The 22,754-nt window shown below is 65.2% G+C and carries 20 protein-coding genes; 7 read left to right on the top strand and 13 right to left on the bottom strand.

What is annotated here, in order from left to right; genetic code table 11:
- Positions 1-22: 22 nt before the first annotated feature.
- Complete coding sequence (locus NRG23_RS21130) at positions 23-745, bottom strand: hypothetical protein (RefSeq protein WP_257371963.1); 723 nt, start codon at positions 743-745, stop codon at positions 23-25.
- Between the two features lie 161 nt (positions 746-906).
- Between NRG23_RS21130 and ilvD the strand changes: the two genes are divergently transcribed.
- Complete coding sequence (ilvD, locus tag NRG23_RS21125) at positions 907-2,748, top strand: dihydroxy-acid dehydratase (protein ID WP_038636062.1); 1,842 nt, start codon at positions 907-909, stop codon at positions 2,746-2,748.
- Positions 2,749-2,903: 155 nt separating this feature from the next.
- Here the strand turns inward: ilvD and NRG23_RS21120 are convergent, their stop codons facing one another.
- A complete protein-coding gene (locus NRG23_RS21120; RefSeq protein ID WP_101283854.1) occupies positions 2,904-3,959 on the bottom strand; it encodes a phosphorylcholine phosphatase in 1,056 nt (351 codons plus the stop codon).
- 240 nt (positions 3,960-4,199) lie between these two features.
- Here NRG23_RS21120 and NRG23_RS21115 point away from each other — a divergent pair, with 240 nt between their 5' ends.
- Positions 4,200-5,591 carry an L-cystine transporter gene (locus tag NRG23_RS21115; protein ID WP_016704825.1) on the top strand — a complete coding sequence of 464 codons (1,392 nt, stop codon included), beginning with the start codon at positions 4,200-4,202 and terminating at the stop codon, positions 5,589-5,591.
- A gap of 204 nt (positions 5,592-5,795) precedes the next feature.
- Here NRG23_RS21115 and NRG23_RS21110 read toward each other — a convergent pair whose 3' ends face one another.
- Positions 5,796-6,308 (bottom strand): dihydrofolate reductase, encoded by a 513-nt coding sequence (locus NRG23_RS21110; protein WP_103331438.1) that lies wholly within the window; start codon positions 6,306-6,308, stop codon positions 5,796-5,798.
- Positions 6,309-6,404: 96 nt separating this feature from the next.
- On the opposite strand from NRG23_RS21110, the gene NRG23_RS21105 reads away from it, so the two are divergent.
- The gene (locus NRG23_RS21105; protein WP_038636051.1) at positions 6,405-7,784 is read left to right on the top strand and encodes a DUF2868 domain-containing protein; all 1,380 of its coding nucleotides are present in this window, start codon (positions 6,405-6,407) and stop codon (positions 7,782-7,784) included.
- A complete protein-coding gene (locus NRG23_RS21100) occupies positions 7,777-9,165 on the top strand; it encodes a GTPase/DUF3482 domain-containing protein (protein ID WP_103331437.1) in 1,389 nt (462 codons plus the stop codon). Before NRG23_RS21105 ends, NRG23_RS21100 begins: the two co-directional genes overlap by 8 nt.
- Positions 9,166-9,278: 113 nt before the next feature.
- Here the strand turns inward: NRG23_RS21100 and NRG23_RS21095 are convergent, their stop codons facing one another.
- The 7 genes from NRG23_RS21095 to NRG23_RS21065 form a co-directional block, all read right to left on the bottom strand.
- Positions 9,279-9,833: a phosphonate degradation HD-domain oxygenase gene (locus tag NRG23_RS21095; protein WP_009051343.1), complete on the bottom strand. Its 555-nt coding sequence runs from the start codon at positions 9,831-9,833 to the stop codon at positions 9,279-9,281.
- On the bottom strand, positions 9,833-10,966 hold the full coding sequence (locus NRG23_RS21090; RefSeq protein WP_257371957.1) for a TIGR03364 family FAD-dependent oxidoreductase: 1,134 nt from the start codon (positions 10,964-10,966) through the stop codon (positions 9,833-9,835). The genes NRG23_RS21095 and NRG23_RS21090 overlap by 1 nt, the downstream gene beginning before the upstream one ends.
- Before the next feature lie 154 nt (positions 10,967-11,120).
- Positions 11,121-12,146: a putative 2-aminoethylphosphonate ABC transporter substrate-binding protein gene (locus NRG23_RS21085; protein ID WP_016704819.1), complete on the bottom strand. Its 1,026-nt coding sequence runs from the start codon at positions 12,144-12,146 to the stop codon at positions 11,121-11,123.
- Positions 12,147-12,184: 38 nt separating this feature from the next.
- Entirely contained in the window at positions 12,185-13,909 is a 1,725-nt protein-coding gene (locus NRG23_RS21080) for a putative 2-aminoethylphosphonate ABC transporter permease subunit (protein ID WP_257371955.1), read from the bottom strand.
- Between the two features lies 1 nt (position 13,910).
- Positions 13,911-14,987 carry a putative 2-aminoethylphosphonate ABC transporter ATP-binding protein gene (locus NRG23_RS21075; protein WP_038636035.1) on the bottom strand — a complete coding sequence of 359 codons (1,077 nt, stop codon included), beginning with the start codon at positions 14,985-14,987 and terminating at the stop codon, positions 13,911-13,913.
- A gap of 222 nt (positions 14,988-15,209) precedes the next feature.
- Positions 15,210-16,073 (bottom strand): LysR family transcriptional regulator, encoded by an 864-nt coding sequence (locus tag NRG23_RS21070; protein ID WP_009051348.1) that lies wholly within the window; start codon positions 16,071-16,073, stop codon positions 15,210-15,212.
- Positions 16,074-16,093: 20 nt separating this feature from the next.
- Positions 16,094-18,292 (bottom strand): heavy metal translocating P-type ATPase, encoded by a 2,199-nt coding sequence (locus NRG23_RS21065; RefSeq protein ID WP_238534129.1) that lies wholly within the window; start codon positions 18,290-18,292, stop codon positions 16,094-16,096.
- 45 nt (positions 18,293-18,337) lie between these two features.
- On the opposite strand from NRG23_RS21065, the gene NRG23_RS21060 reads away from it, so the two are divergent.
- Both NRG23_RS21060 and cadR read left to right on the top strand, forming a co-directional pair.
- Positions 18,338-18,517 carry a hypothetical protein gene (locus tag NRG23_RS21060; protein ID WP_232539797.1) on the top strand — a complete coding sequence of 60 codons (180 nt, stop codon included), beginning with the start codon at positions 18,338-18,340 and terminating at the stop codon, positions 18,515-18,517.
- Positions 18,518-18,566: 49 nt separating this feature from the next.
- Positions 18,567-19,016 carry a Cd(II)/Pb(II)-responsive transcriptional regulator gene (gene cadR, locus NRG23_RS21055; RefSeq protein ID WP_009051350.1) on the top strand — a complete coding sequence of 150 codons (450 nt, stop codon included), beginning with the start codon at positions 18,567-18,569 and terminating at the stop codon, positions 19,014-19,016.
- A gap of 105 nt (positions 19,017-19,121) precedes the next feature.
- On the opposite strand, the gene NRG23_RS21050 is transcribed toward cadR, so the two are convergent.
- The 3 genes from NRG23_RS21050 to NRG23_RS21040 all read right to left on the bottom strand — a co-directional run bounded on the left by NRG23_RS21050 (position 19,122) and on the right by NRG23_RS21040 (position 21,824).
- Positions 19,122-20,093, bottom strand: coding sequence for a thymidylate synthase (locus tag NRG23_RS21050; RefSeq protein WP_257371942.1), 972 nt, complete (start codon positions 20,091-20,093; stop codon positions 19,122-19,124).
- Between the two features lie 47 nt (positions 20,094-20,140).
- Positions 20,141-20,962 (bottom strand): prolipoprotein diacylglyceryl transferase, encoded by an 822-nt coding sequence (gene lgt / locus NRG23_RS21045; RefSeq protein WP_009051352.1) that lies wholly within the window; start codon positions 20,960-20,962, stop codon positions 20,141-20,143.
- Positions 20,963-21,041: 79 nt separating this feature from the next.
- Positions 21,042-21,824 (bottom strand): sulfite exporter TauE/SafE family protein, encoded by a 783-nt coding sequence (locus tag NRG23_RS21040; protein WP_257371933.1) that lies wholly within the window; start codon positions 21,822-21,824, stop codon positions 21,042-21,044.
- 123 nt (positions 21,825-21,947) lie between these two features.
- On the opposite strand from NRG23_RS21040, the gene NRG23_RS21035 reads away from it, so the two are divergent.
- Positions 21,948-22,694 carry an NRDE family protein gene (locus tag NRG23_RS21035; RefSeq protein WP_009051354.1) on the top strand — a complete coding sequence of 249 codons (747 nt, stop codon included), beginning with the start codon at positions 21,948-21,950 and terminating at the stop codon, positions 22,692-22,694.
- Positions 22,695-22,754: the final 60 nt, after the last annotated feature.

Raw genomic sequence — 22,754 nt, 5'->3', positions numbered from 1 at the left:
CCACCACCTCCTCACCCAATACTCAGCGCTCAAGCGACCTGTGCCCGACGGCGCGCGCGCGCCATAAAGCGCCGAGGAACATGGCGCCGGAGAATGCGAGGGTCGGCGCGGCAAAAAACGCCAGGGACAGGAGTCCGCTCTTGAAGGGGTCGAGGTGGCGGTGCTGAATCCATAGCTTGAACAACCACTGCACCAGCCAGGGCATGGGCAAAGCCAGCAGCACCCAGGCGCCGTTGCCGAGCAGCCGTCGCCACAGATGGTCACGCCCCTGCAGCAGCGTGGCACCGAGCAGGGTCATCAGCAGCAGGCCGGCTGTCACGCCGCCCCCCACACCAAGGGTGAAGGGCAGACCACTGCAGGCCCACACCAGCCCCGCCGCCATCAGTGCCACCAGCAGCATCGCAATCCAGGTCCGCGGCTGGCGTCGCTGCTCGGCCAGCAGTTGCAGCAGCCCACCGCCCATCAACAGGGCAGCCGCCAGCGCGGCCATGGCGACACCGGACAAGCCGCTGTAAAGGACGGCCCACATCAGCAGCAGGCCCTGCCCCAGGCCAACAAAAAAGTAGAACCTCAAGGATCGCAGCGTCGCGGACATTCCAGCTCCATTTGGAAGGTGATCGAAGGCCGGCGAGTCTAAACCAGTCCCTGATCGACGGCTGCGCAATTCGATCTCCAGGCAATCGACGCCGTAGAGCGGCCACGGCATTCCTTCCTGGCGCCAGCGGTGTAGAATCGCGAGATTCATCGCCAGTCATCCCCCGGCGGGTTTATGAGCTCAGGCTGAGGCGCGCGGCGATCCCGCGGCGTCATCGGCAGCTTCAGGACACACGGCCATTTCTGAGTGTTCCAGAGGTCAACAGAAGCTCACTCCCCATTTGTTACCTGATTAGCCGCCCGGAGTGCTCCATGCCTGATTACCGCTCGAAAACATCCACCCACGGCCGCAACATGGCCGGCGCCCGCGCACTGTGGCGCGCCACGGGGATGAAAGATGACGACTTCAAGAAGCCGATCATCGCCATTGCCAACTCCTTCACCCAGTTCGTACCGGGCCACGTGCACCTCAAGGACCTGGGCCAGCTGGTCGCCCGCGAAATCGAACGCGCCGGCGGCGTGGCCAAGGAGTTCAACACCATCGCCGTGGATGACGGCATCGCCATGGGCCACGACGGCATGCTGTATTCGCTGCCGAGCCGCGAGATCATCGCCGACTCCGTGGAGTACATGGTCAACGCCCACTGCGCCGACGCCATCGTCTGCATCTCCAACTGCGACAAGATCACCCCTGGCATGCTGATGGCCGCCCTGCGCCTGAACATCCCGGTGATCTTCGTCTCCGGCGGCCCGATGGAAGCCGGCAAGACCAAACTCGCCTCCCACGGCCTCGACCTGGTCGACGCCATGGTGATCGCCGCCGACTCCAGCGCTTCTGACGAGAAGGTTGCCGAGTACGAGCGCAGCGCCTGCCCGACCTGCGGTTCGTGCTCCGGCATGTTCACCGCCAACTCGATGAACTGCCTGACCGAGGCCCTGGGCCTGGCCCTGCCGGGCAACGGTTCGACCCTGGCCACCCACAGCGACCGCGAGCAGCTGTTCCTGCAGGCCGGCCGCACCATCGTCGAGCTGTGCAAGCGCTACTACGGCGAGAACGACGAGTCGGTGCTGCCGCGCAACATCGCCAACTTCAAGGCGTTCGAGAACGCCATGATGCTCGACATCGCCATGGGCGGTTCGACCAACACCATCCTGCACCTGCTGGCCGCCGCCCAGGAAGCCGAGATCGATTTCGACCTGCGCGACATCGACCGCCTGTCCCGCAGCGTGCCGCAGCTGTGCAAGGTGGCGCCGAACATCCAGAAGTACCACATGGAAGACGTGCACCGCGCCGGCGGCATCTTCAGCATCCTCGGTTCCCTGGCCCGTGGCGGCCTGCTGCACACCGACCTGCCGACCGTGCACAGCCGCAGCATGGAAGAAGCCATCGCCAAGTGGGACATCACCCAGACCAACGACGAAGCGGTGCACCACTTCTTCAAGGCAGGCCCGGCCGGCATCCCGACCCAGACCGCATTCAGCCAGTCGACCCGCTGGCCGAGCCTCGACGACGACCGTGAACACGGCTGCATCCGCAGCGTCGAGCACGCCTACTCGAAAGAAGGCGGCCTGGCCGTGCTCTACGGCAACATCGCCCTGGACGGCTGCGTGGTGAAGACCGCCGGCGTCGACGAGTCGATCCACGTCTTCGAAGGCAACGCGAAGATCTTCGAAAGCCAGGACAGCGCAGTACGCGGCATCCTCGCCGACGAAGTGAAAGAAGGCGACATCGTCATCATTCGCTACGAAGGTCCGAAAGGCGGCCCGGGCATGCAGGAAATGCTCTACCCGACCTCCTACCTGAAGTCCAAGGGCCTGGGCAAAGCCTGCGCCCTGCTGACCGACGGCCGCTTCTCCGGCGGCACCTCGGGCCTGTCCATCGGCCACGCTTCGCCGGAAGCCGCCGCGGGCGGCGCCATCGGCCTGGTCCAGGACGGCGACAAGGTGCTGATCGACATTCCGAACCGCTCGATCAATCTGTTGGTCAGCGACGAAGAACTGGCCGCGCGCCGTGTCGAGCAGGACAAGAAAGGCTGGAAGCCAGCGGAAAAACGCCCACGCAAGGTGACCACCGCCCTGAAAGCCTACGCCCTGCTGGCCACCAGCGCCGACAAAGGCGCGGTGCGCAACAAGGCACTGCTCGACGGCCTGTGATTGCCAGCCGCTGAATGAAAATGCCCCGCCAAGTGCGGGGCATTTTTTTGCCTGGAGATCAGCCTCTGCGAGGCCCATCGCGGGCAAGCCTCGCTCCTACAGACGACACTGATCCTGTAGGAACGAGGCTTGCCCGCGATGGGTTCAACCCGCTGTTACTGGATATCTTCCGGCTTGACGATCACCCAGTTCTTGTCCGCCGTCACCGGCAGCCCTTCCTTGGCCTGGGCTGCGGCATTCTTGGCCATCATGCCGTTGATCTGGGCCATGTACTTGTCCTTGCGGTTGACCCACAGGTGGATGCCGCCCTTGGCCACGTCGACACCATGGAACAGCATGTAGCCGTCGCTGGTCGGGGTGTCGCCGCCCACCAGCACCGGTTTTTTCCACTCGTCGATGTAGGTCAGGATCGCTGCGTGCTTGCCGGCCATCCAGGTCGCCGGGGTCCACAGGTAAGGGGTCAGTTCCAGGCCGAGGTTGGCCTTCTCGTCATATTTGCCGGCGCTGATCTGCTTGCGCGCGGTGGTCAGCTCGCCGGTCTTGCGGTCCTTGAGCAGGGTGGTCACGCCGATGACGTTCTGCGGCTTGACGTTGTAGCCGTACTTCGGATCGGACGCGACCATGCGCACCAGCTCTTCGGAAGCGGCGGTCATCACATAGACCTCGATGCCGTTCTCCATCAGCTTGTTGTACAGCTCTTTCTGGCCGGTGAAGATCTTCGGCGGATTGATCTCGGTGTTCTTGACCACGTCGCCTTCGAAATAAGTGGCCGGCACCGGTTTGCCCGAGGCCATCAGCTCGTCGACATAGCCCTTGAGTTCCTTGAGGGTGAAGCCGGAGAAGACTTGCGCCACCCAGGGGTAGCAGACCATGTCGTCGACTTCACAGAGGCGGTAGTAGTAGCTGAACAGGCTTTCCTTGTGCTCGGCGGTGTCCTTGAACGGCATCAGCTTCAGGGAGGGGTCGAGGGTCTCGCGGGTGATCAGGCCCTTGTTCTCCATGAACGGCAGCAGCGACTCTTCCAGGTCGTAGCGGTAACTGGTGTTGTCCATGTCGAACACCGCGTAGTTACCCTTGTTGGCGTTGGCCGCGATCATCGCGTCCAGTTGCTTGGCCTGTTCCGCGGGCCAGTGCTTCAAGTCGGTGGCGAGAACCTGGCCGGCAAGGCCCAGGCAGAGTGCGGCAACCAGAAATTTCGGAGTGAGTTTCATCGGCGTTTTCTCCCTGATTTAAAGAGATCGACGCTAACAAATCGCTGTGACAATCCTCGCCTGTGGGCGACCGCCCGCGTCCTGATTCCGCCACCGGCATGTGCCTGAGCGTCAGCGGCTTATTCCAAAAACGACAGTCTCAATGCGTTTTTGATATTAATTCATTAGATATCAAGCTGTTAGGCTTGCCGGTTCGCAATCGCAGCCACAAGCGATTGGCACAAGTCTTATGGAGCCTCAATGAACCTGCCGCTGATCCTCAATCTGCTGGTGTTCCTCGCCTTGCTGCTGGGCCTGGCACAAACCCGTCACACCACCTGGAGCCTGGCCAAGAAGGTCCTGCTGGCGCTGGTGCTGGGCGTGGTCTTCGGTGTTGCCCTGCACAGCCTCTACGGTGCCGGCAACCCCATCCTGAAAACCTCCATCGGCTGGTTCGACCTGGTGGGCAACGGTTACGTGCAGCTGCTGCAGATGATCGTGATCCCGCTGGTGTTCGCCTCGATCCTCAGCGCCGTGGCGCGCCTGCACAACGCCTCGTCCCTGGGCAAAATCAGCTTCCTGACCATCGGCACCCTGCTGTTCACCACCGCCATCGCCGCGGTGATCGGCATCGCCCTGACCAACCTGTTCGGCCTGACCGCCGAAGGGCTGGTGGCCGGTACCCAGGAAATGGCTCGCCTGCAGGTGATCCAGAGCGATTACGCGGGCAAGGTCGCCGACCTGAATATCCCGCAGCTGCTGCTGTCCTTCATTCCGCAGAACCCCTTCGCCGACCTGGCCCGGGCCAAGCCGACCTCGATCATCAGCGTGGTGATCTTCGCCGCCTTCCTCGGTATCGCCGCCCTGCAACTGCTCAAGGACGACGCCGACAAGGGCCAGAAAGTGGTCAACGCCATCGACACCCTGCAAGCCTGGGTCACCCGCCTGGTGCGCCTGGTGATGAAGCTGACCCCCTATGGTGTGCTGGCGCTGATGACCAAGGTGGTCGCCAGCTCCAACCTGCAGGACATCATCAAGCTCGGCAGTTTCGTGGTGGTGTCCTACATCGGCCTGGGCCTGATGTTCGTGGTTCACGGCCTGCTGGTGTCGCTGGCCGGGATCAACCCGCTGCGCTTCTTCCGCAAGGTCTGGCCGGTGCTGACCTTTGCCTTCACCAGTCGCTCCAGCGCCGCGACCATCCCGCTGAGCATCGAGGCGCAGACCAGCCGCCTGGGCATTCCGCAGTCCATCGCCAGCTTCGCCGCCTCGTTCGGCGCGACCATCGGCCAGAACGGCTGCGCCGGCCTGTACCCAGCGATGCTGGCGGTGATGGTGGCCCCGACCGTGGGCATCAACCCGCTGGACCCGCTGTGGATCGCGACCCTGGTGGCGATAGTGACCTTGAGTTCGGCCGGTGTGGCCGGGGTGGGCGGTGGCGCGACCTTCGCCGCGCTGATCGTGCTGCCGGCCATGGGCTTGCCGGTGTCCCTGGTGGCGCTGCTGATTTCCGTGGAGCCGCTGATCGACATGGGCCGTACCGCACTGAACGTCAGCGGTTCGATGACCGCCGGGGCGATCACCAGCCAGATCATGCAGCAGACCGATAAAGAAAAGCTCGATGCCGATGAGCATGCGGAGCTGGCGCAGGCCTGATCTTTCAGCCCCGTTCCGGGTTCACGCCCGGAACGGGATCACGACCTGTAGCCGCTGCCGAGCTCGCGAGGCTGCGATCGACTGCGAAGCAGTCGTAAAACCAGACAACCTGTTTTTCCTGAAACACCGCGTGCTCAGGTTTTGCGAGGACTTCGTCCTCGATCGCAGCCTCGCAGGCTCGGCAGCGGCTACAGGGCTACGGGGTTAAACCCTCTCCCAGACTTCGAAGCTATAGGCCGGCTTGTCGCCTTCCGCCGGGTTCGGCACGTCAGACACCAGTTTCCACTGCTGCTGATCGAACTCCGGGAACCACGCATCCCCTTCCGGGCTCAACGCCACGCGTGTCAGGTACAGGCGATCGGCCTGCTCCAGGCCCTGGGCATACAGCTGCGCCCCGCCGATCAGCATCAGCTCGGTAACGCCCTGTTCCAGCGCCCATTCCTCGGCACGCGCCACCGCGGCGTCCAGCGACGGGTACACCTCGGCGCCTTCGAGCCGTAGGTCGGCCTGGCGGCTGACCACGATATTCAGCCGCCCCGGCAGCGGACGCCCCAGCGAATCCCAGGTCTTGCGACCCATGATGATCGGCTTGCCCAGGGTGGTGGCCTTGAAGTATTTGAAATCCCCCGGCAAGTGCCAGGGCATGCTGTTGTCGACGCCGATCACGCGGTTTTCACCGAGGGCCGCGATCAGGCTGAGAGGGAGAGATTTTTTCATGCCGGCGAGGATACCAGAGGCTCGGTGCCCCGCAACGTACCCCGATCGGCGCGACAGCGGTTATGCTCACCCCTCATTTGAGCAACGGAATGACGTGTGACAGCACTGACCCCACTGGAAAAACTCTGGCTCACCGAAGCCGTACGCCTGCGTGAAGAACACGCCGGCGCCCTGGAGGACCAGGAAGCCAATCGCCTGGCGCGCACCGCTGGCGGCGATCTGGCGAGCCGCCTCCAATACCGCGCGCTGTGGCTGGCCGAACGCGACGGCCTGGCCGCTGCCCTGCGCCACTGGGTCCAGGGTGCGCGCCTGGCGCTGATGCTGCTGGCGCTGCTGGCCATCGTCAGCGGCGCCGGCCTGGCCTTCGCCGCCCTGGGCAACGGGCAGGCGCCGGTCAATGTGTTCTGGGCCCTGGGCAGCCTGCTCGGTCTCAACCTGCTCCTGTTGCTGAGCTGGGCCCTGGGCCTGCTGTTCGCCGGCGAACAGGGCGCCAGCCTCGGCCGCCTGTGGCTGTGGCTCAGCGCCAAGCTCGCCCGCGACGCCAAGGCCGCGCAGCTGGCGCCCGCCCTGCTGCTGTTGCTGCAACGGCGCAAACTCAATCGCTGGGCCATCGGCACCCTGGTCAACGGCTTGTGGCTGCTGGCCCTGCTCAGCGCCACGGCAATCCTGCTGATGCTGCTGATCACCAAGCGCTACGGGTTCTACTGGGAAAGCACCCTGCTCGGCGCGGATGCCTTCGTGGCGATGACCAACGCCCTCGCCGCCATACCCCGTGCCATAGGTTTTGGCGTACCGACCGTAGAGATGATTCACGCCAGCACCCGGGATGTTTACAACACTGAACTGGTGCGCCAGATGTGGGCCGTCTGGCTGGTGGCCTCGCTGATCATTTACGGCGTGCTGCCGCGCCTGCTGTTGATGCTGTTCTGTCGCTGGCGCTGGAAGCACGGGCAGGCGCGCCTGCAACTGGACCTCAACCTCCCCGGCTACAGCCAGCTGCGCGAAGCGTTGATGCCCAGCAGCGAACGCCTGGGGATCAACGATGCCGCCCCCGACTTGCTGCACCGTATCGAAGGCGGCGTCAGCGCGCAGGACAGCGATGGCGCCCTGCTGGTGGCCATCGAACTGGACGACCAGCGCCCTTGGCCACCGCAATTGCCGGCCACGGTGAAAGACGCCGGCATCCTCGACAGCCGCGAATCCCGGCACAAGCTGCTGGAACAGATGAGCCGCTTTCCGCCGGCGCGCCTGGCCATCGCCTGCGATCCACGGCGCTCGCCGGACCGTGGCAGCCTGGCGCTGATCGCCGAGCTGGCCCGCAGCGCCACTGCCACCCGGGTCTGGCTGTTGCAGGCGCCACCGGGCCAGGCGCTGGATGCCGAACGCCTGGGTGACTGGCACGTGGCCCTGCAACAACTGGAACTGCCATTCGCCGATTGCGTGCCGCTGAACTGGCTGGAGACCGGGCATGACTGATCCTCGCAAACCGCCGTTGAAGCTGGCGGTAGTCGGCCACACCAACGTCGGCAAGACCTCCCTGCTGCGCACCCTGACCCGGGACGTCGGCTTCGGCGAGGTCTCCCATCGCCCCAGCACCACTCGCCATGTCGAGGGCGCGCGGCTGTCGGTGGACGGCGAACCGCTGCTCGACCTGTACGACACCCCCGGCCTGGAAGACGCCATCGCCCTGCTCGACTACCTGGAACGCCTGGAGCACCCCGGCGAGCGCCTGGACGGCCCGGCCCGCCTGGTGCGGTTTCTCGAAGGCAGCGAGGCGCGCCAGCGTTTCGAACAGGAAGCCAAGGTGCTGCGCCAGCTGCTGGACTCCGACGCCGGGCTGTATGTAATCGACGCCCGCGAGCCGGTACTGGCCAAGTACCGCGACGAACTGGAAGTCCTCGCCAGTTGCGGCAAGCCGCTGCTGCCGGTGCTGAATTTCGTCAGCAGCGCCGACCATCGCGAGCCGGACTGGCGCGAAGCCCTGGCCCGCCTGGGCCTGCACGCGCTGGTGCGGTTCGACAGCGTGGCGCCGCCGGAGGACGGCGAGCGGCGGCTGTATGAAAGCCTGGCGTTGCTCCTGGAAAGCTCGCGGCCACAGCTGGAACGCCTGATCGCCGATCAGCAGGCGCAGCGCCTGGCCCGCCAGCAAAGCGCCGCGCGGCTGATCGCCGAACTGCTGATCGATTGCGCCGCCTGCCGGCGCAGCGTGGTCAGCGAGGTCGAGCAGGAACAACAGGCCATTGGCGAACTGCGCAAGGCCGTGCGTCAACGTGAGCAGCGCTGCGTCGAATCGCTACTCAAGCTCTACGCCTTCCGCCCGCAGGATGCCGCCGCCAGCGATGTGCCGCTGCTCGACGGGCGTTGGGGCGATGACCTGTTCAACCCGGAAACCCTCAAGCAGCTGGGCGTGCGGGTCGGTGGCGGGATCGCCGCCGGCGCGGCGGCCGGGGCCGGCGTCGATCTGCTGGTGGGTGGCCTGACCCTGGGCGCGGCGGCCCTGGCCGGGGCGATCGCCGGCGGCGCGCTGCAAACCGCCCGCAGCTACGGCGGCCGCCTGCTGGGCAAGCTCAAGGGCCAGCGCGAGCTGACCGTGGACGACAGCGTGCTGCGCCTGCTGGCCCTGCGCCAACGGCAACTGGTGCAGGCGCTGAATGTGCGCGGCCATGCGGCGCTGGGCAGCATCCAGCTGGCCACGCCCCAGGACCAGAGCTGGCGCGAGGGCAAGCTGCCGGAGGCACTGAACAAGGCCCGCGCCCATCCGCAGTGGTCATCCCTCAACCCGGCGCCGCGGCTGAGCCAGGCCGAGCGCCAGGAGCAGATCGAGGCGTTGGCGCAGAAGCTGGTGGTCGGGGATTAGGTTAGCGCCGTTCTCACGGACGCCATCGCGGGCAAGCCTCGCTCCTACAGACGGCACTGATCCTGTAGGAGCGAGGCTTGCCCGCGATAGCCATCTTCCAGGCACCCACAAAATCAGGGGTTCAGCAGACGCGCCGCCTTGTCCTTGAGCACCTGCAAATCCATCACCGGCACCCGCAGTTCCTTGGCTTGTTCGTCCCAATGGCGCAAGCGCAGGCTGACCGAGCACAGCGGGTCCTGTTCGAAGGCCCGAGCCTCTTCGGCGCTCATCACTCCGCCCTGGTATTCCAGGGTGCGCCGGCTGGCTTGGCTGAGCCGCTCGTAATAGCCCGGTTCCTTGAAGGTCAGGTAACGCTTGGCCTGCACGTGGTACTCCACCAGCCGCGCCAGGCGCTCGCTGAAACCGGCGCGACGCAGGTAGTCGGCGCCCAGCCGTTCATGGCTGACCACGCCGAAACCGCCCATGTTCTCGGCATCCTGCACACAGATATGCCCGATATCGTGGAAGAACGCCGCCAACACCACTTCGTCGTCGAAGCCCTCGGCCATGGCCCGTTGCGCGGCCTGGGACATGTGTTCGAGCTGCGACACCGGCTCGCCGATATAGTCGCTGTCGCCAAAACGCTCGTACAGGCCGAACACCTCGGCGATCCGCTGCTCAGGCCCCATCAGGCTTCCTCCAGCAAACGGGCGATATTGCCCTCGGCCATGGCCGGGCCGACGCTCATGCCCACACCGCTGTGCATCAGCGCCACGCTGACCCCGGCGGCCGGGCGCAGGAACGAGAACGGCCCCGGGCCGCGGGCGCCATAGACACCCTGCCAGCGCTCGATTACCTGCACCTTGCAGCCCAGGGTGTGTTCGGCCAGTTCGAGCATCCAGTTGTCCACCTGTTCGGCATTGAACGGCGAGGGATCGCTGCCGTAATGGTGGGAGTCGCCGATGATCAGCTCACCATAGGGCGTCGGGCTGATCAGCAGGTGGATGCCGTTTTCGTGCAGGTGCGGCGCGTCCCGCAGGATCTGCGCCTGCACCGCCGCCGCTTCGGGCAGGTCGGCAAAGGCGCCGTAATGCACACAGCTCAGGCCGGTGAGCAGCGCGTGTTGCAGGTCCAGCTGCACGGCGGGCCGGGCGCGGAGCATTTGCAGGCGACAGACCTGCGGCGCCAGCGCGGCAATCGGCTCGGCCAGCAGGGTCTGATAGTCATGCCCGGAACAGACTAGGATCTGCGCCGCGCGAAAGCTGCCGGCGGTGCTGTGCAACTGGCCGGGCTCGATGTCGCGCACCAGGGTGGAGAAATGAAACGCCACCCCGAGGTCGCGGCGCAGGTAGTCGATCAGCATCGGCAGGGCTTCGCGGGAATACAGCTGCTGGTCGTCCAGGCCGTGCAACGCCGCGCGATGATGGCGGAAACGGCCGCCGTACAAATCGTTCAAGGCCGCGCCGCGCAGCAGTTCGACGCGGTAGCCGTGTTCCCGCGCGCGTCCGGCGCAGAAGGCCTGCAGCAATTGCTCTTCGGCCTCGGTGCGGGCGAACAGGTAAGAGCCGTTGCGCTTGAGCGGCAGGCCAGCCAGTTCGGCCCAGTCACCCCAGATGCCGCGGCTGGCCCTGGCCAGGTCGAGCATCACCCCAGGCGGCTGGCCGGTCACCAGGGCCTGGCCGAAATTGCGCACCGACGCGCCCAGGGGCGTGGCGCTGCGCTCGAAAACCTTGACCCGCAAACCGCGCTTGGCCGCGGCATAGGCATGGGACAGCCCGAGGATGCCGGCGCCGACGATCAGCAGGTCGTTGTGGTTGCTCATGTGTATGTTGTCCTTGGGAGATGACCTGTAGGAGCGAGCTTGCTCGCGAAAAAAACCAAGGGCACCGCGTGCATTCAGGACGCCCTTGTCATCGTTGGCCTCCATCGCGAGCAATCGAGCGTCGACCGGCTGCTCCTACAGGGAGACCTTGCGGTTACTTCGTGGCGACCTTCTCGGACTTGCCGTCATACCGCTTGCGCCACTCGGCGAGGATCTGGTCGCGGTTCTTCGAGGCCCAGGCGAAGTCGTTCTTGATCAGGCGCTGCTCGTAGTCGGCCGGCAGTTCGGTCTGCGGCTTGGCGATCCCCGGCTGGGCCAGGACGGCGAAGTTTTCCTTGTACAGCTCCATGGCCGCGGGGCTGGCGGAGAAGTCGGCGAGTTTCTTCGCGGCTTCTTCATGCGGGGTGCCCTTGATCACCGCGGTGGCTTCGATTTCCCAGCCCAGGCCCTCCTTCGGCAGCACGATGTCCAGCGGCGCGCCCTGGCGCTTGAGCTGCACGGCCGGGTATTCGAAGGAGATGCCGATCGGGAATTCGCCGGCCGCCGCCAGCTTGCACGGCTTGGAACCGGAGTGAACGTACTGGCCGATGTTCTGGTGCAGCTCGTCCATGTATTGCCAGCCCTGCTTCTCGCCGAAGGTCTGCAACCAGGCGCTGACGTCGAGGAAGCCGGTGCCGGACGAGGCCGGGTTGGGCATGACGATCTTGCCCTTGTACTCAGGCTTGGTCAGGTCCTGCCAGCTCACCGGCTTGGTCAGGCCCTGCTTTTCGGCCTCGACAGTGTTGAAGCAGATGGTCGCGGCCCAGACGTCCATGCCGACCCAGGCCGGCGGGTTGGCGGCGTCGCGGTAGTTGCCGCCGATCTTGCCCAAATCCTTCGGCGCATAGCTTTGCAGCATGCCCTGCTGATCGAGGATCGCCAGGCTGGAGGCCGCCAGCCCCCACACCGCGTCCGCCTGCGGCCGGGCTTTTTCCGCCAGCAGCTTGGCGGTGATGATCCCGGTGGAGTCGCGCACCCATTTGATTTCCACGTCCGGGTTGGCGGCTTCGAAGGCCTGCTTGTAGCTCTTCAGTTGCTCGGCCTCGAGGGCGGTATAGACCGTCAGTTCGGTCTTCGCGGCGAAGGCGTTCATGCTGAAAGCAGTGAGGACAGCAGCGGCAACAGCCAGGGGCTTGAACATGGTGCGGTTCCTTTCTGTGGTAGTGGGGTTGGACAGATTCAGTGGCCGGGCGCGGTCTGCCGCCAGGCCTGGGAGCGGCGCAGCAAGCCACGCGAAGCCCAGGCCAGGAGCAGGGACACGCCCGCCGAGGTCAAGAGGATCAGGGTCGACATGGCGGCCGCGCCGCCGACGTTGCCGGCGTCGTCCATGTTCAGCACCGCCACCGCCGCGAGGATGGTGTCGGGGCTGTAGAGGAAGATCGCCGCCGAGACGGTGGTCATGGCCGAGACGAACAGGTAGCGCAGGATATCCAGCAGCGCCGGCAGACAGATCGGCACGGTGACCCGCAGGTAATGGCGGTACAGCGGCGCCTTGAGCGACAGCGCGGCGGCCTCGAACTCGGCGTCGAGCTGGCGCAGCGCGGTGGTGGCGGTCATCTGCGCGGTGGTCAGGTAGTGGGCGATGGTGCACACCACCAGCAGGGTCATGCTGCCGTAGAACACATGCAGCGGGTTGCCGCTGAGGTTGAAGAAGAAGACATAACCCAGGCCCAGCACCAGGCCCGGCACCGCCATCGGCACGAAGCTGAGCATGCGCAGCGCCAGGTTGAGGCCGCGCTGGGCGTGGGTCTTCTCCATCAGGTAGGCGCCGGTGAAGATCAGCAGGCCGCCGATCAGCGCCGTGCACAGGGCCATGGTCAGGCTGTTGCGGTAGGCCAGCCAGCCGCCGCCGGCGGTGTCGTTGAACTGGTAGTGGTTGAGCGACAGCGACAGGTTATAGGGCCAGAACTTCACCAGCGACGAGAACACCGCCATGCCGAACACCAGCAGCAGCGCCGCGCAGATCAGCAGGACGATCGCCAGGTAGCAGCCGTCTCTCACGTGAGAGGGCGCCGGTTTGAAGACTTGGGCCCGGCCGCTCATGGAATCGCCATGACGGCGGCGCAGCCAGGCATCGACGCCGAAGCTGAACAGCGCCGGCAGCAACAGCACCATGCCGATCAAGGCGCCACGGCCGAACTGCTGCTGGCCGACCACGGCCTTGTAGGCTTCCAGCGCCAGCACCTGATAGTCGCCACCGACCACCACCGGCACCCCGAAATCGGTGATGGTCAGGGTGAACACCAGGCAGAACGCGGCGAACACCGCCTGCCGGGTGGCCGGCCAGGTAATGCTGCGAAAGGCCTTGGCCGGGCTGGCGCCCATGCTCGACGCGGCGTCGAACAACCGCGCATCGGCCAGGGACAGGGCCGACAGCAGGATCATCAACGCGTGGGGAAAGGTGTAGATCACTTCGCCGAGGACGATGCCCCAGAAGCCGTAGATATTGTCCGAGAGCAGCCCGCGCAGCAGGCCCTGGTTGCCGAACAGATAGACCAGGGCGATCCCCGGCAGCATCGATGGCGCCATCAGCGGCAGCAGCGACAGGCCGCGCCAGATCGCCTTGCCGGGAATCAGCGTGCGTTGCAGGGCATAGGCGAACAGGTAGGCCAGCGGTACCACGATGGCAGCGACGCTGAGGGAGACTTTCAGGCTGTTGCCCAGCAGCCAGTGGAAGTTGGCGCTGGTCACCAACTCACGGGCGGCGACCAGGCCACCGCCCTGCCCGGCTTCACCGCTGAAGCCGCGCCAGAAGATCGCCAGCAACGGCAGCAGTACCGCCAGGCCCAGCAGCACGAGCAGCACCAGCTTGCCGCCGAGCACGAAGATGCGGTCGCCGATTTCCGCACGGGAAGCCTGGCGCGCCCGTTTTGCGGGTAGCGGCAGGCTCAGATCAACGGCCATCTCAGGCAAACACCTGCAGGCTGCGCGGTGGCAAGGCGACCCAGATGTCCTGGGCGCCAAGGCGCGGCATGGCTTCCGGGGCCAGCTCGGCCAGCAGCGGATGGCCGGGCAATTCGTTGAGTTCGAAGCTCATGCGGCAGCGGTTGCCGAGGAAGGTGATCTCCCGGACCTTGGCCGGGAACAGGTTTTCCTCGTGCACCGGCGGATTGACGTTGATCGCTTCCGGACGGCAGAACAACCGGCCCGAAGCGGCCTTGCCGGAGTCGGCCGCCAGCCGCAGGTTCATCCCGCCGACCTGGGCGTGGCTGTCGCTGCTGCGGCGGAACGGCAGCCAGTTGCCCTGGCCGACGAATTCGGCGACGAATGGGGTGGCCGGGCGATCGTAGATTTCCTGCGGCGTGGCGTACTGCTCGACCCTGCCGTTGTTCATCACCGCGATGCGGTCGGCCATCAACATGGCCTCGTCCTGGTTGTGGGTCACCATCAGGGTGGTGATACCCAGGCGCCGCTGCAGCTGGCGCAGTTCGGTACAGAGGTGCTCGCGCACCCGGGCATCCAGCGCCGACATCGGCTCATCCAGCAACAGCAACGAAGGCGCCGGGGCCAGGGCGCGCGCCAGGGCCACCCGCTGCTGCTGGCCGCCGGACAGCTGGCCGGGGTATTTCTTTTCGCTGCCGGTCAGGCCCACCAGTTCCAGCATCTGCGCCACGCGCTGGCGCACTTCGTCACGGCCGCTGCCGGCCAGGCCGTAGGCGATGTTGGCTTCGACGCTGAGGTTGGGGAACAGCGCATAGGACTGGAACAGAATGCCGTAGTCCCGGGCCTGGGGCGCCAGGTGCGAGACGTCGCGGCTGCCCAGGTACAACTCACCCCGGTCCTGGCGCTCGAGGCCGGCGATGCAGCGCAGCAAGGTGGTCTTGCCGCAGCCCGACGGGCCGAGCAGGCACACCAGCTCACCGGCCGCCACATCCAGGGAGACGTTATCCAGCGCGGTGAAAGCGCCAAAGCGCTTCTGCATGCCGCGCACCTTCATCGGTGCGCCGGGGTTGCTCAGGGCAGTTGCGATCGGGTTGTTCATGGACGGACCTCATCAAGCAGATGCAGGCCATCCTAGGGAGCGAATGCGTAGTTACTGTGGCAGTGAGGCAAAAGCTGCCGATAGTGGTATTGGCGGATTTGGGTTGGGGATCGCGTTAGCCGTTGCGACGCTATCGCGGGCAAGCCTCGCTCCTACAGAAGCCGGGCGGTGTTTCTGTAGGAGCGAGGCTTGCCCGCGATCACCTGCGCAGCAGGTGGCTGTTCAGGCCGGAGCCATTTCCTGCGCCAATCCGAGGAAGGCCGCCGGCAGGCGCGCGCCCTTGCGCTCCTTGAGGCAGTACAGGTATTCGGCGATCTGCGGCGCGTTCTCGATGGTCAGCACCCGCAGCTGCGGATCGTGGGGCACTTCCTGGCGGGCAATGATGCTGATGCCGATATTGCGCAGCACCGCCTCGCGGATCGACTCGCGGCTGCCGATCTCCAGCAGCGGCCCGAAGCTGACCCGGGCGCTGTCGAGCAACTCTTCGGTCAGGCGCCGGGTGGTGGAGCCCGGCTCGCGCATCAGCAGGGTATGCCCAGCCAGGGCATTCAGGGGGACGTGATCGAGGGCCGCCAACGGATGATTGCGATGCACCGCCAGCACCAGCGGATCGCTGCCGAGCACCCGGCGGATCAAGCGCGAATCTTCCAGCAACTGCGAGGACGCGGCGATGTCGACCCGATACTCCTCCAGCGACTCCAGGACCTGCTGCGAGTTGCCGATTTCCACCGACACCTCCACCTGGGGCAGGCGCTCCCGAAAGGTCTTCACCAGATCGAGGATGTAATACGGCGCCGTGGCGGCGATCCGCAGGGTGCCTTGCAGCTGGCCGCTGTTACGCAGGAAAAACTCGATATCGGCTTCCTGTTGCAACAGCGCCTTGACCATCGGCAGCAGCCGGGCGCCCTCCTCGCTAACGCTGAGGCGGCGCCCGCCGCGATAGAACAGCTCGACCGCGTACTGGCTTTCCAGATGGCGGATCTGGGTGGTCACCGTGGGCTGGCTCAGGCCGAGCTTTTTCGCCGCCAGGGTGATGCTGCCCAGGCGGGCCACCATGTAAAACGCCTTCAGCTCGGCACTCAGCACTGCACGCTCTCGTTATCCCTTTATTTGCGCAACAGGCGCAAACCGTTGAAGACCACCAACAGGCTGACGCCCATGTCGGCGAACACGGCCATCCACATGGTGGCCAACCCGAAGAAGGTTACCCCAAGAAAGATCGCCTTGATGACCAGGGCCAGGGCGATATTTTGTACGAGGATGTTCGAGGTCTGGCGGGACAGCCGGACAAAGGCCGGGATCTTACGCAGATCGTCGTCCATCAAGGCGACATCGGCGGTCTCGATGGCGGTGTCGGTCCCCGCCGCGGCCATGGCGAAACCGATCTCCGCGCGGGCCAGGGCCGGGGCGTCGTTGATGCCGTCGCCGACCATACCGACCCGATGCCCCTGGGCGTATAGGTCTTCGATGGCTTGCAGCTTGTCGGTGGGCAGCAGGTCGCCACGGGCCCGATCGATGCCCACCTGGGCGGCAATGGCCTCGGCGGTGTGCGGGTTGTCGCCGGTCAGCATCAGGGTCTTGATGCCCAGCTCGTGCAACTGCTGGATCGCTTCGCGACTGGACTCCTTGACCGTATCCGCCACGGCGAACAGGGCCAGGGGGCCGGCGCTGTCGAGCAACAGCACCACGGTCTTGCCCTGTTTCTCCAGGGCGAACAGCTGCTCTTCCAGCTCTGGCGAGCACAGCCCCAGTTCCTCCACCAGGCGATGGTTGCCCAGGTGGTAGAGCTGGCCGTTGATTTCCCCGCGCACACCGCGGCCGGCCAGGGCTTCGAAGTTATCCACAAGGTGCAGGCTCAGTTGCTTATCCACAGCCGCATTGGCGATGGCCAGGGACACCGGGTGGTCGGAACGGGACGCCAGGCTGGCGGCGATGGCCGGGGCGCTGCTGTCCGCCAGCGGGTCGAGGGACAGGAAATCGGTCTGCACCGGCTTGCCGTGGGTGATGGTGCCGGTCTTGTCCAGCGCCAGATAGTCGAGCTTGTAGCCACCCTCCAGGTAGACCCCGCCCTTGATCAGGATGCCTTTGCGCGCCGCCGCGGCCAGGCCGCTGACGATGGTCACCGGGGTGGAAATCACCAGGGCGCACGGACATGCCACCACCAGCAGCACCAGCGCGCGGTAGATCCAGTCGAACCAGGCGGCGCCCATGAACAGCGGTGGAATCACCGCCACGGCCAGGGCGAAGGCGAACACCGCGGGGGTATAGATTTTCGAGAAGCTGTCAACGAAACGCTGGGTCGGCGCCCGCGCGCCCTGGGCCTGTTCCACCGCGTGGATGATCCGCGCCAGGGTCGAGTTGTTGGCCGCCGCGGTCACCCGGTACTCCAGGGAACCGGCCTGGTTGATGGTGCCGGCGAAGACCTTGTCGCCCAGGGTCTTCTCCACCGGCAGGCTTTCGCCGGTGATCGGCGCCTGGTCGATGGTCGAACTGCCGGCCACCACCTCGCCGTCCAGGCCGATGCGCTCACCCGGACGCACCCGTACCCGCGCGCCGAGTTCGATGCTTTTCGCTTCCAGCTCGAGCCAGCTGCCGTCCGCCTGCTGCACCGTGACCCGTTCCGGGGTCATCTGCATCAGGCCGCTGATGGCATTGCGCGCGCGGTCCAGGGACCGGGCCTCGATCAGCTCGGCCACGGTGAACAGGAACATCACCATCGCCGCTTCCGGCCATTGGCCGATCAGCACGGCGCCGGTCACGGCGATGCTCATCAGGGCGTTGATATTCAGGTTGCGGTTCTTCAGGGCGATCCAGCCCTTCTTGTAGGTGCCGAGGCCGCCGCTGAGGATCGATACCAGGGCGATCACCGCCACCACCCAGGTCGGCGCGGCGCTGGTGAAGTGGATCACTTCCGCGGCCAGCGCGCCGATGCCGGACAGCGCCAGCGGCCACCAGTGCTTTTTCACCGGTGCTGCGGCCGGGGCATCGGACTCGCCACCCTGGCCGATGGGCTCGGCCTCCATGCCCAGGGACTTGATGGCGGCGATGATCGGAGCGTCGTCCTGCAGGTCGTGGGTCACGCCCAGCACGCGGTTGATCAGGTTGAACTCCAGTTGCTGCACACCCGCCAGCTTGCCCAGCTTGTTCTGGATCAGCGTCTGCTCGGTCGGGCAGTCCATGGCGTCGATGCGAAAGCTGCTCAGGCGCGCATTGGCGCTCGGCGCCGCGCTGAGCTTGACCAGCGACGGCGCGGCGGCCGACGAACAACAGGCATCGCCATGGCTGACGGCCTGGGGCTCGCTCAACTGGACCAACGACGGCGCTGAACAGCAGGAACCGCCGTGACCGGCATGATCGTGTTTTTTCACCGGATGCAGTTTTGCGCCATGGCCGTGATCGTGATCGTGATCGTGATCGTGATCGTGATCGTGATCGTGGCCAGCATGCTTGGAACCAGCGCCGGGTTTGCCAGGGGTGTGCAACGAATCGCTCATAAGGTCGCGTCCGAAAAGGTGCCTGTTGCCAAGTGAACACCCTGTAGCCACTATAGGGTCAAGCACCCTTTCGGAGATTGGCGCGATGAAAATTGGCGAGCTGGCGAAGCTGACCGACTGTCAAGTCGAAACCATCCGTTACTACGAGCGCGAAGGCCTGCTGCCGGAACCGGCCCGCAGCGAAGGCAATTACCGTCTGTATACCCAGGCCCACACCGAACGCCTGACCTTCATCCGCAACTGCCGCAGCCTGGACATGACCCTCGAGGAAATCCGCAGCCTGCTGAACCTGCGCGACAGCCCGCAGGACCAGTGCCAGAGCGTGAACGCGCTGATCGACGAACATATCCACCACGTCAAGGCGCGGATCGACGGGCTGCTGGCCTTGCAGACACAGCTGCTCGACCTGCGCCAACGCTGCAGCGAAGGGCCGGATCTGGATCAGTGCGGGATTTTGCAGAGCCTGGAAGTCAGCGGCTCGGTGGCCCCCAGCGAGGCCGAGGATTCTCACGTGGGCCGTAGCCACGGCCACTAGACAAACCCTGTAGGAGCGAGCTTGCTCGCGATAGCGGTAAGGTGAGCACCGCAAATCTCAGCCTGGCGGCTGATCGCGAGCAAGCTCGCTCCTACAGAGGGTGGATCAGACCGCCATCGGCGCGGTCATCGGCGCGTGGTGCTCGTAGCCTTCCAGCGAGAAGTCGCTCGGCTCGACCTTTTCCAGCCACTCCGGCTCGTACACGCCGGTCTTGGCGAACTCCGGTACACGCTCGGAAATCACCAGCTTCGGCATCGGGAACGGCTCGCGCTTGAGCTGTTCGTTGAGCATGTCCAGGTGGTTTTCGTAGACGTGGGCGTCACCGATGAAATAGGTGAACCAGCGCGGGGTGTAGCCGGTCAGGCGACCGATCAGGCTCAGCAGTGCCGCGCCTTCGGTGAGGTTGAACGGCGTGCCCAGGCCCAGGTCGTTGGAACGGATGTAGAGGGTCAGGGAAATCTCCCGGGTCTCGACATTCGGGTGGAACTGGTACAGCAGGTGGCACGGCGGCAGGGCCATTTCATCCAGCTGGGCGCAGTTCCAGCCGTGGAACAGGATACGGCGGCTGACCGGGTCCTTGATGATGGTGTCCACGCACTGGCGCACCTGATCGATGGCCTTGTACAGCACCACGTAGGCCTGGCCGTTTTCCTCGCCTTCGGCGATCTGCCGGTAGCCCTGGCCCAGGGTCTGCTCGATGGCGGCCGGGTTGCTCAGGGGGATCTGCTTGTACGCCGGCCACTTGCGCCATTGCACGCCGTAGATCTCACCCAGGTCGTCCTCGCCCTGGCGGAAGGGGTTGGCCAGCCACTGGGCGTTTTCGTTGGCGTTCTGGTCCCAGACCTTGCAGCCCAGGGCACGGAATTCGGCGGCGTTGTTCACCCCACGAAGGAAACCGCACATCTCGCCGATGGCCGATTTGAAGGCCATCTTGCGGGTGGTGATCGCCGGGAAACCGTCTTTCAGGTCATAACGCAGCATCGCGCCGGGAAAGCTGATGGTGTTCACGCCCGTGCGGTTGGCCTGCTTGGTGCCGTTCTTGATGACGTGGGCGACCAGATCGAGATATTGCTTCATGTATTACCTGTGTCCTTGAAGGCAGGGCTCGCGCCCTGCGATCCGAATTAGAGCGCGGCGTCTTTCGCCGCCGGTGCCGCTGGAGCGCGGTGGTAGGCCAGCCAGATCAGGAACAGGCCGCCAACGATCATCGGCAGGCACAGCACCTGGCCCATGGTCAGCCAGTTCCACGCCAGGTAACCCAGCTGCGCATCCGGGACCCGGACGAACTCGACGATAAAACGGAAAATACCGTAAAACAGGGCGAACATCCCGGAAACCGCCATGGTTGGGCGAGGTTTGCGCGAGAACAGCCAGAGGATGAGGAACAGCGCCACGCCTTCCAGGGCGAACTGATACAGCTGCGAAGGATGGCGCGGCAGCTGGGCCGGGTCGCTGAACGGCGGAAAGATCATGGCCCACGGCAGGTCGGTCGGCTTGCCCCACAACTCGGCGTTGATGAAGTTGCCGATGCGCCCGGCGCCCAGGCCGATCGGCACCATCGGCGCGACGAAGTCCATCAGCTGGAAGAACGACTTGTTGTTCTTCTTGCCGAACCACAAGGCCGCCAGCATCACCCCGATGAAACCGCCGTGGAACGACATACCGCCTTTCCAGACCTCGAAGATCAGCGTCGGGTTGGCCAGGTAGGCGCTCAGGTCGTAGAACAGCACATACCCCAGGCGCCCGCCGACAATGACCCCCATCGACATCCAGAACACCATGTCGGAGAGCTTCTCCTTGGTCCAGGTCGGGTCGAAGCGGTTCAACCGGCGCGACGCCAGCAGCCAGGCACCACCGATGCCGATCAGGTACATCAGGCCGTACCAGTGAATTTTCAGCGGGCCGATGGCCAGGGCCACCGGGTCGATCTGCGGGTAAGGCAGCATTGCGACTCCTCGTTAGAGTGAAACTCGATGTGCGCCGCGACCATGTCACGCGCGGATTAAGCCAGGATTGCGAAACCTGTCAGAGCAGGAACGTCAGGCCGACCACGAACAGCAGGCCGGCGAACAGCCGCTTCAACAGGCGCGGAGACAGTCGATGGGCCAGTCGCGCGCCGAACCGGGCAAAGACCATGCTGGTCAGGGCGATGCCCAGCAGCGCCGGCAAATACACAAAACCCAGACTATGAGCCGGCAGCGACGGATCATGCCAGCCCAGAATCATGAAACTTATTGCACTGGCCACGGCAATCGGCAAACCACAGGCCGAGGACGTGGCCACCGCCTGCTGCATCGGCACGCTGCGCCAGGTCAGGAACGGCACGGTCAGCGAGCCGCCGCCGATGCCGAAAATCGCCGAAGCCCAGCCGATCACACTACCGGCCAGGGTCAGCCCGAGCTTGCCGGGAACGTCGCGGCTGGCCTTGGGCCGCAGGTCCAGGGTCATCTGCAGGGCGATCACCAGGGCGAAGACACCGATGATTTTCTGCAGGTTCGACCCGGAGATCGCTTCGGCCGTCAGCGCCCCGACCCCGGCGCCGAGCAGGATGCCCAGGGTCATCCAGGCAAAGATCGGCCAGCGCACCGCGCCCCTGCGCTGGTGTTCGCGAACCGCGTTGACCGAGGTGAAGATGATGGTCGCCAGCGACGTGCCGACCGCCAGGTGGGTCAGGATCGACGGATCGAAACCTTGCAGGGTAAAGCTGAACACCAGCACGGGCACGATGATGATGCCGCCACCCACGCCAAACAGACCGGCCAATACGCCGGCGCAGGCCCCCAGCAGCAGATAGAGCAGAAATTCCATGGAGGCATCCCGAAAAGAGAGCGGCATGGTAACGGATGCATGGCCCTTGGCTCCACTGGATGGCGATGGATACCCAGTCGATCTGTGCGTAGAGTGGGCAAAAAACACAAAAGGGACGACCTGATGTGCTTGATCGTATTCGCTTGGCGGCCGGGCCACGCCCTGCCCCTGATCGTCGCGGCCAACCGTGACGAGTTCTACGCCCGCCCCAGCCTGCCGCTGGCGCAATGGCCCGAAGCGCCCGACATCTACGCCGGGCGCGACCTCGAGGCCGGCGGTACCTGGCTCGGCCTCGGCGCCGACGGACGCTTCGCCGCCCTGACCAATATCCGCAATCCCCACCAGCCCCCCGCACGCCGTTCCCGAGGCGAGCTGGTAGCGCGTTTTCTCAGCAACAAGATGTCGATAGACGACTATTTCAGCGACGTTGTCGGCCGATCCCTGGAATATGCCGGCTTCAACCTGCTGATAGGCACCCCTGACCAGCTCTGGCACTACAACGCCCAGGCCCGTGAGCCGCAGCAACTGGACAGTGGCGTGTACGGCCTGTCGAATGCCGGGCTCGACACACCCTGGCCCAAGCTGCTCAAGGCCAAGGCGGCGCTGCAGGAAGTACTGCACGACCCGCACCCCCAGGCTCTGCTCGCCCTGCTCAGCGATGCGCAGACCGCGCCGTTTGCCGACCTGCCCGACACCGGGGTTGGCCTGGCCACCGAGAGCCTGCTGTCGAGCGTGTTTATCGCCAGTCCCAGTTATGGCACGCGGGCCAGCACGGCGCTGATCGTCCGGGCCGATGGTTCCAGGCACATAGTCGAGCGCAGCTTCGGGCCCTATGGCGGGCATCTGGGGGAAGTGGAGCTGAGGGTTTAGCGGCGTCTGAAAGTACGCTATCGCGAGCAAGCTCGCTCCTACAGGGTTTGGTGACGTCTG

This window comes from Pseudomonas sp. T8, from assembly GCF_024610635.1.
GTDB lineage: Bacteria > Pseudomonadota > Gammaproteobacteria > Pseudomonadales > Pseudomonadaceae > Aquipseudomonas > Aquipseudomonas chlororaphis_I.
This window is presented reverse-complemented; position numbering and strand designations above follow the sequence as displayed.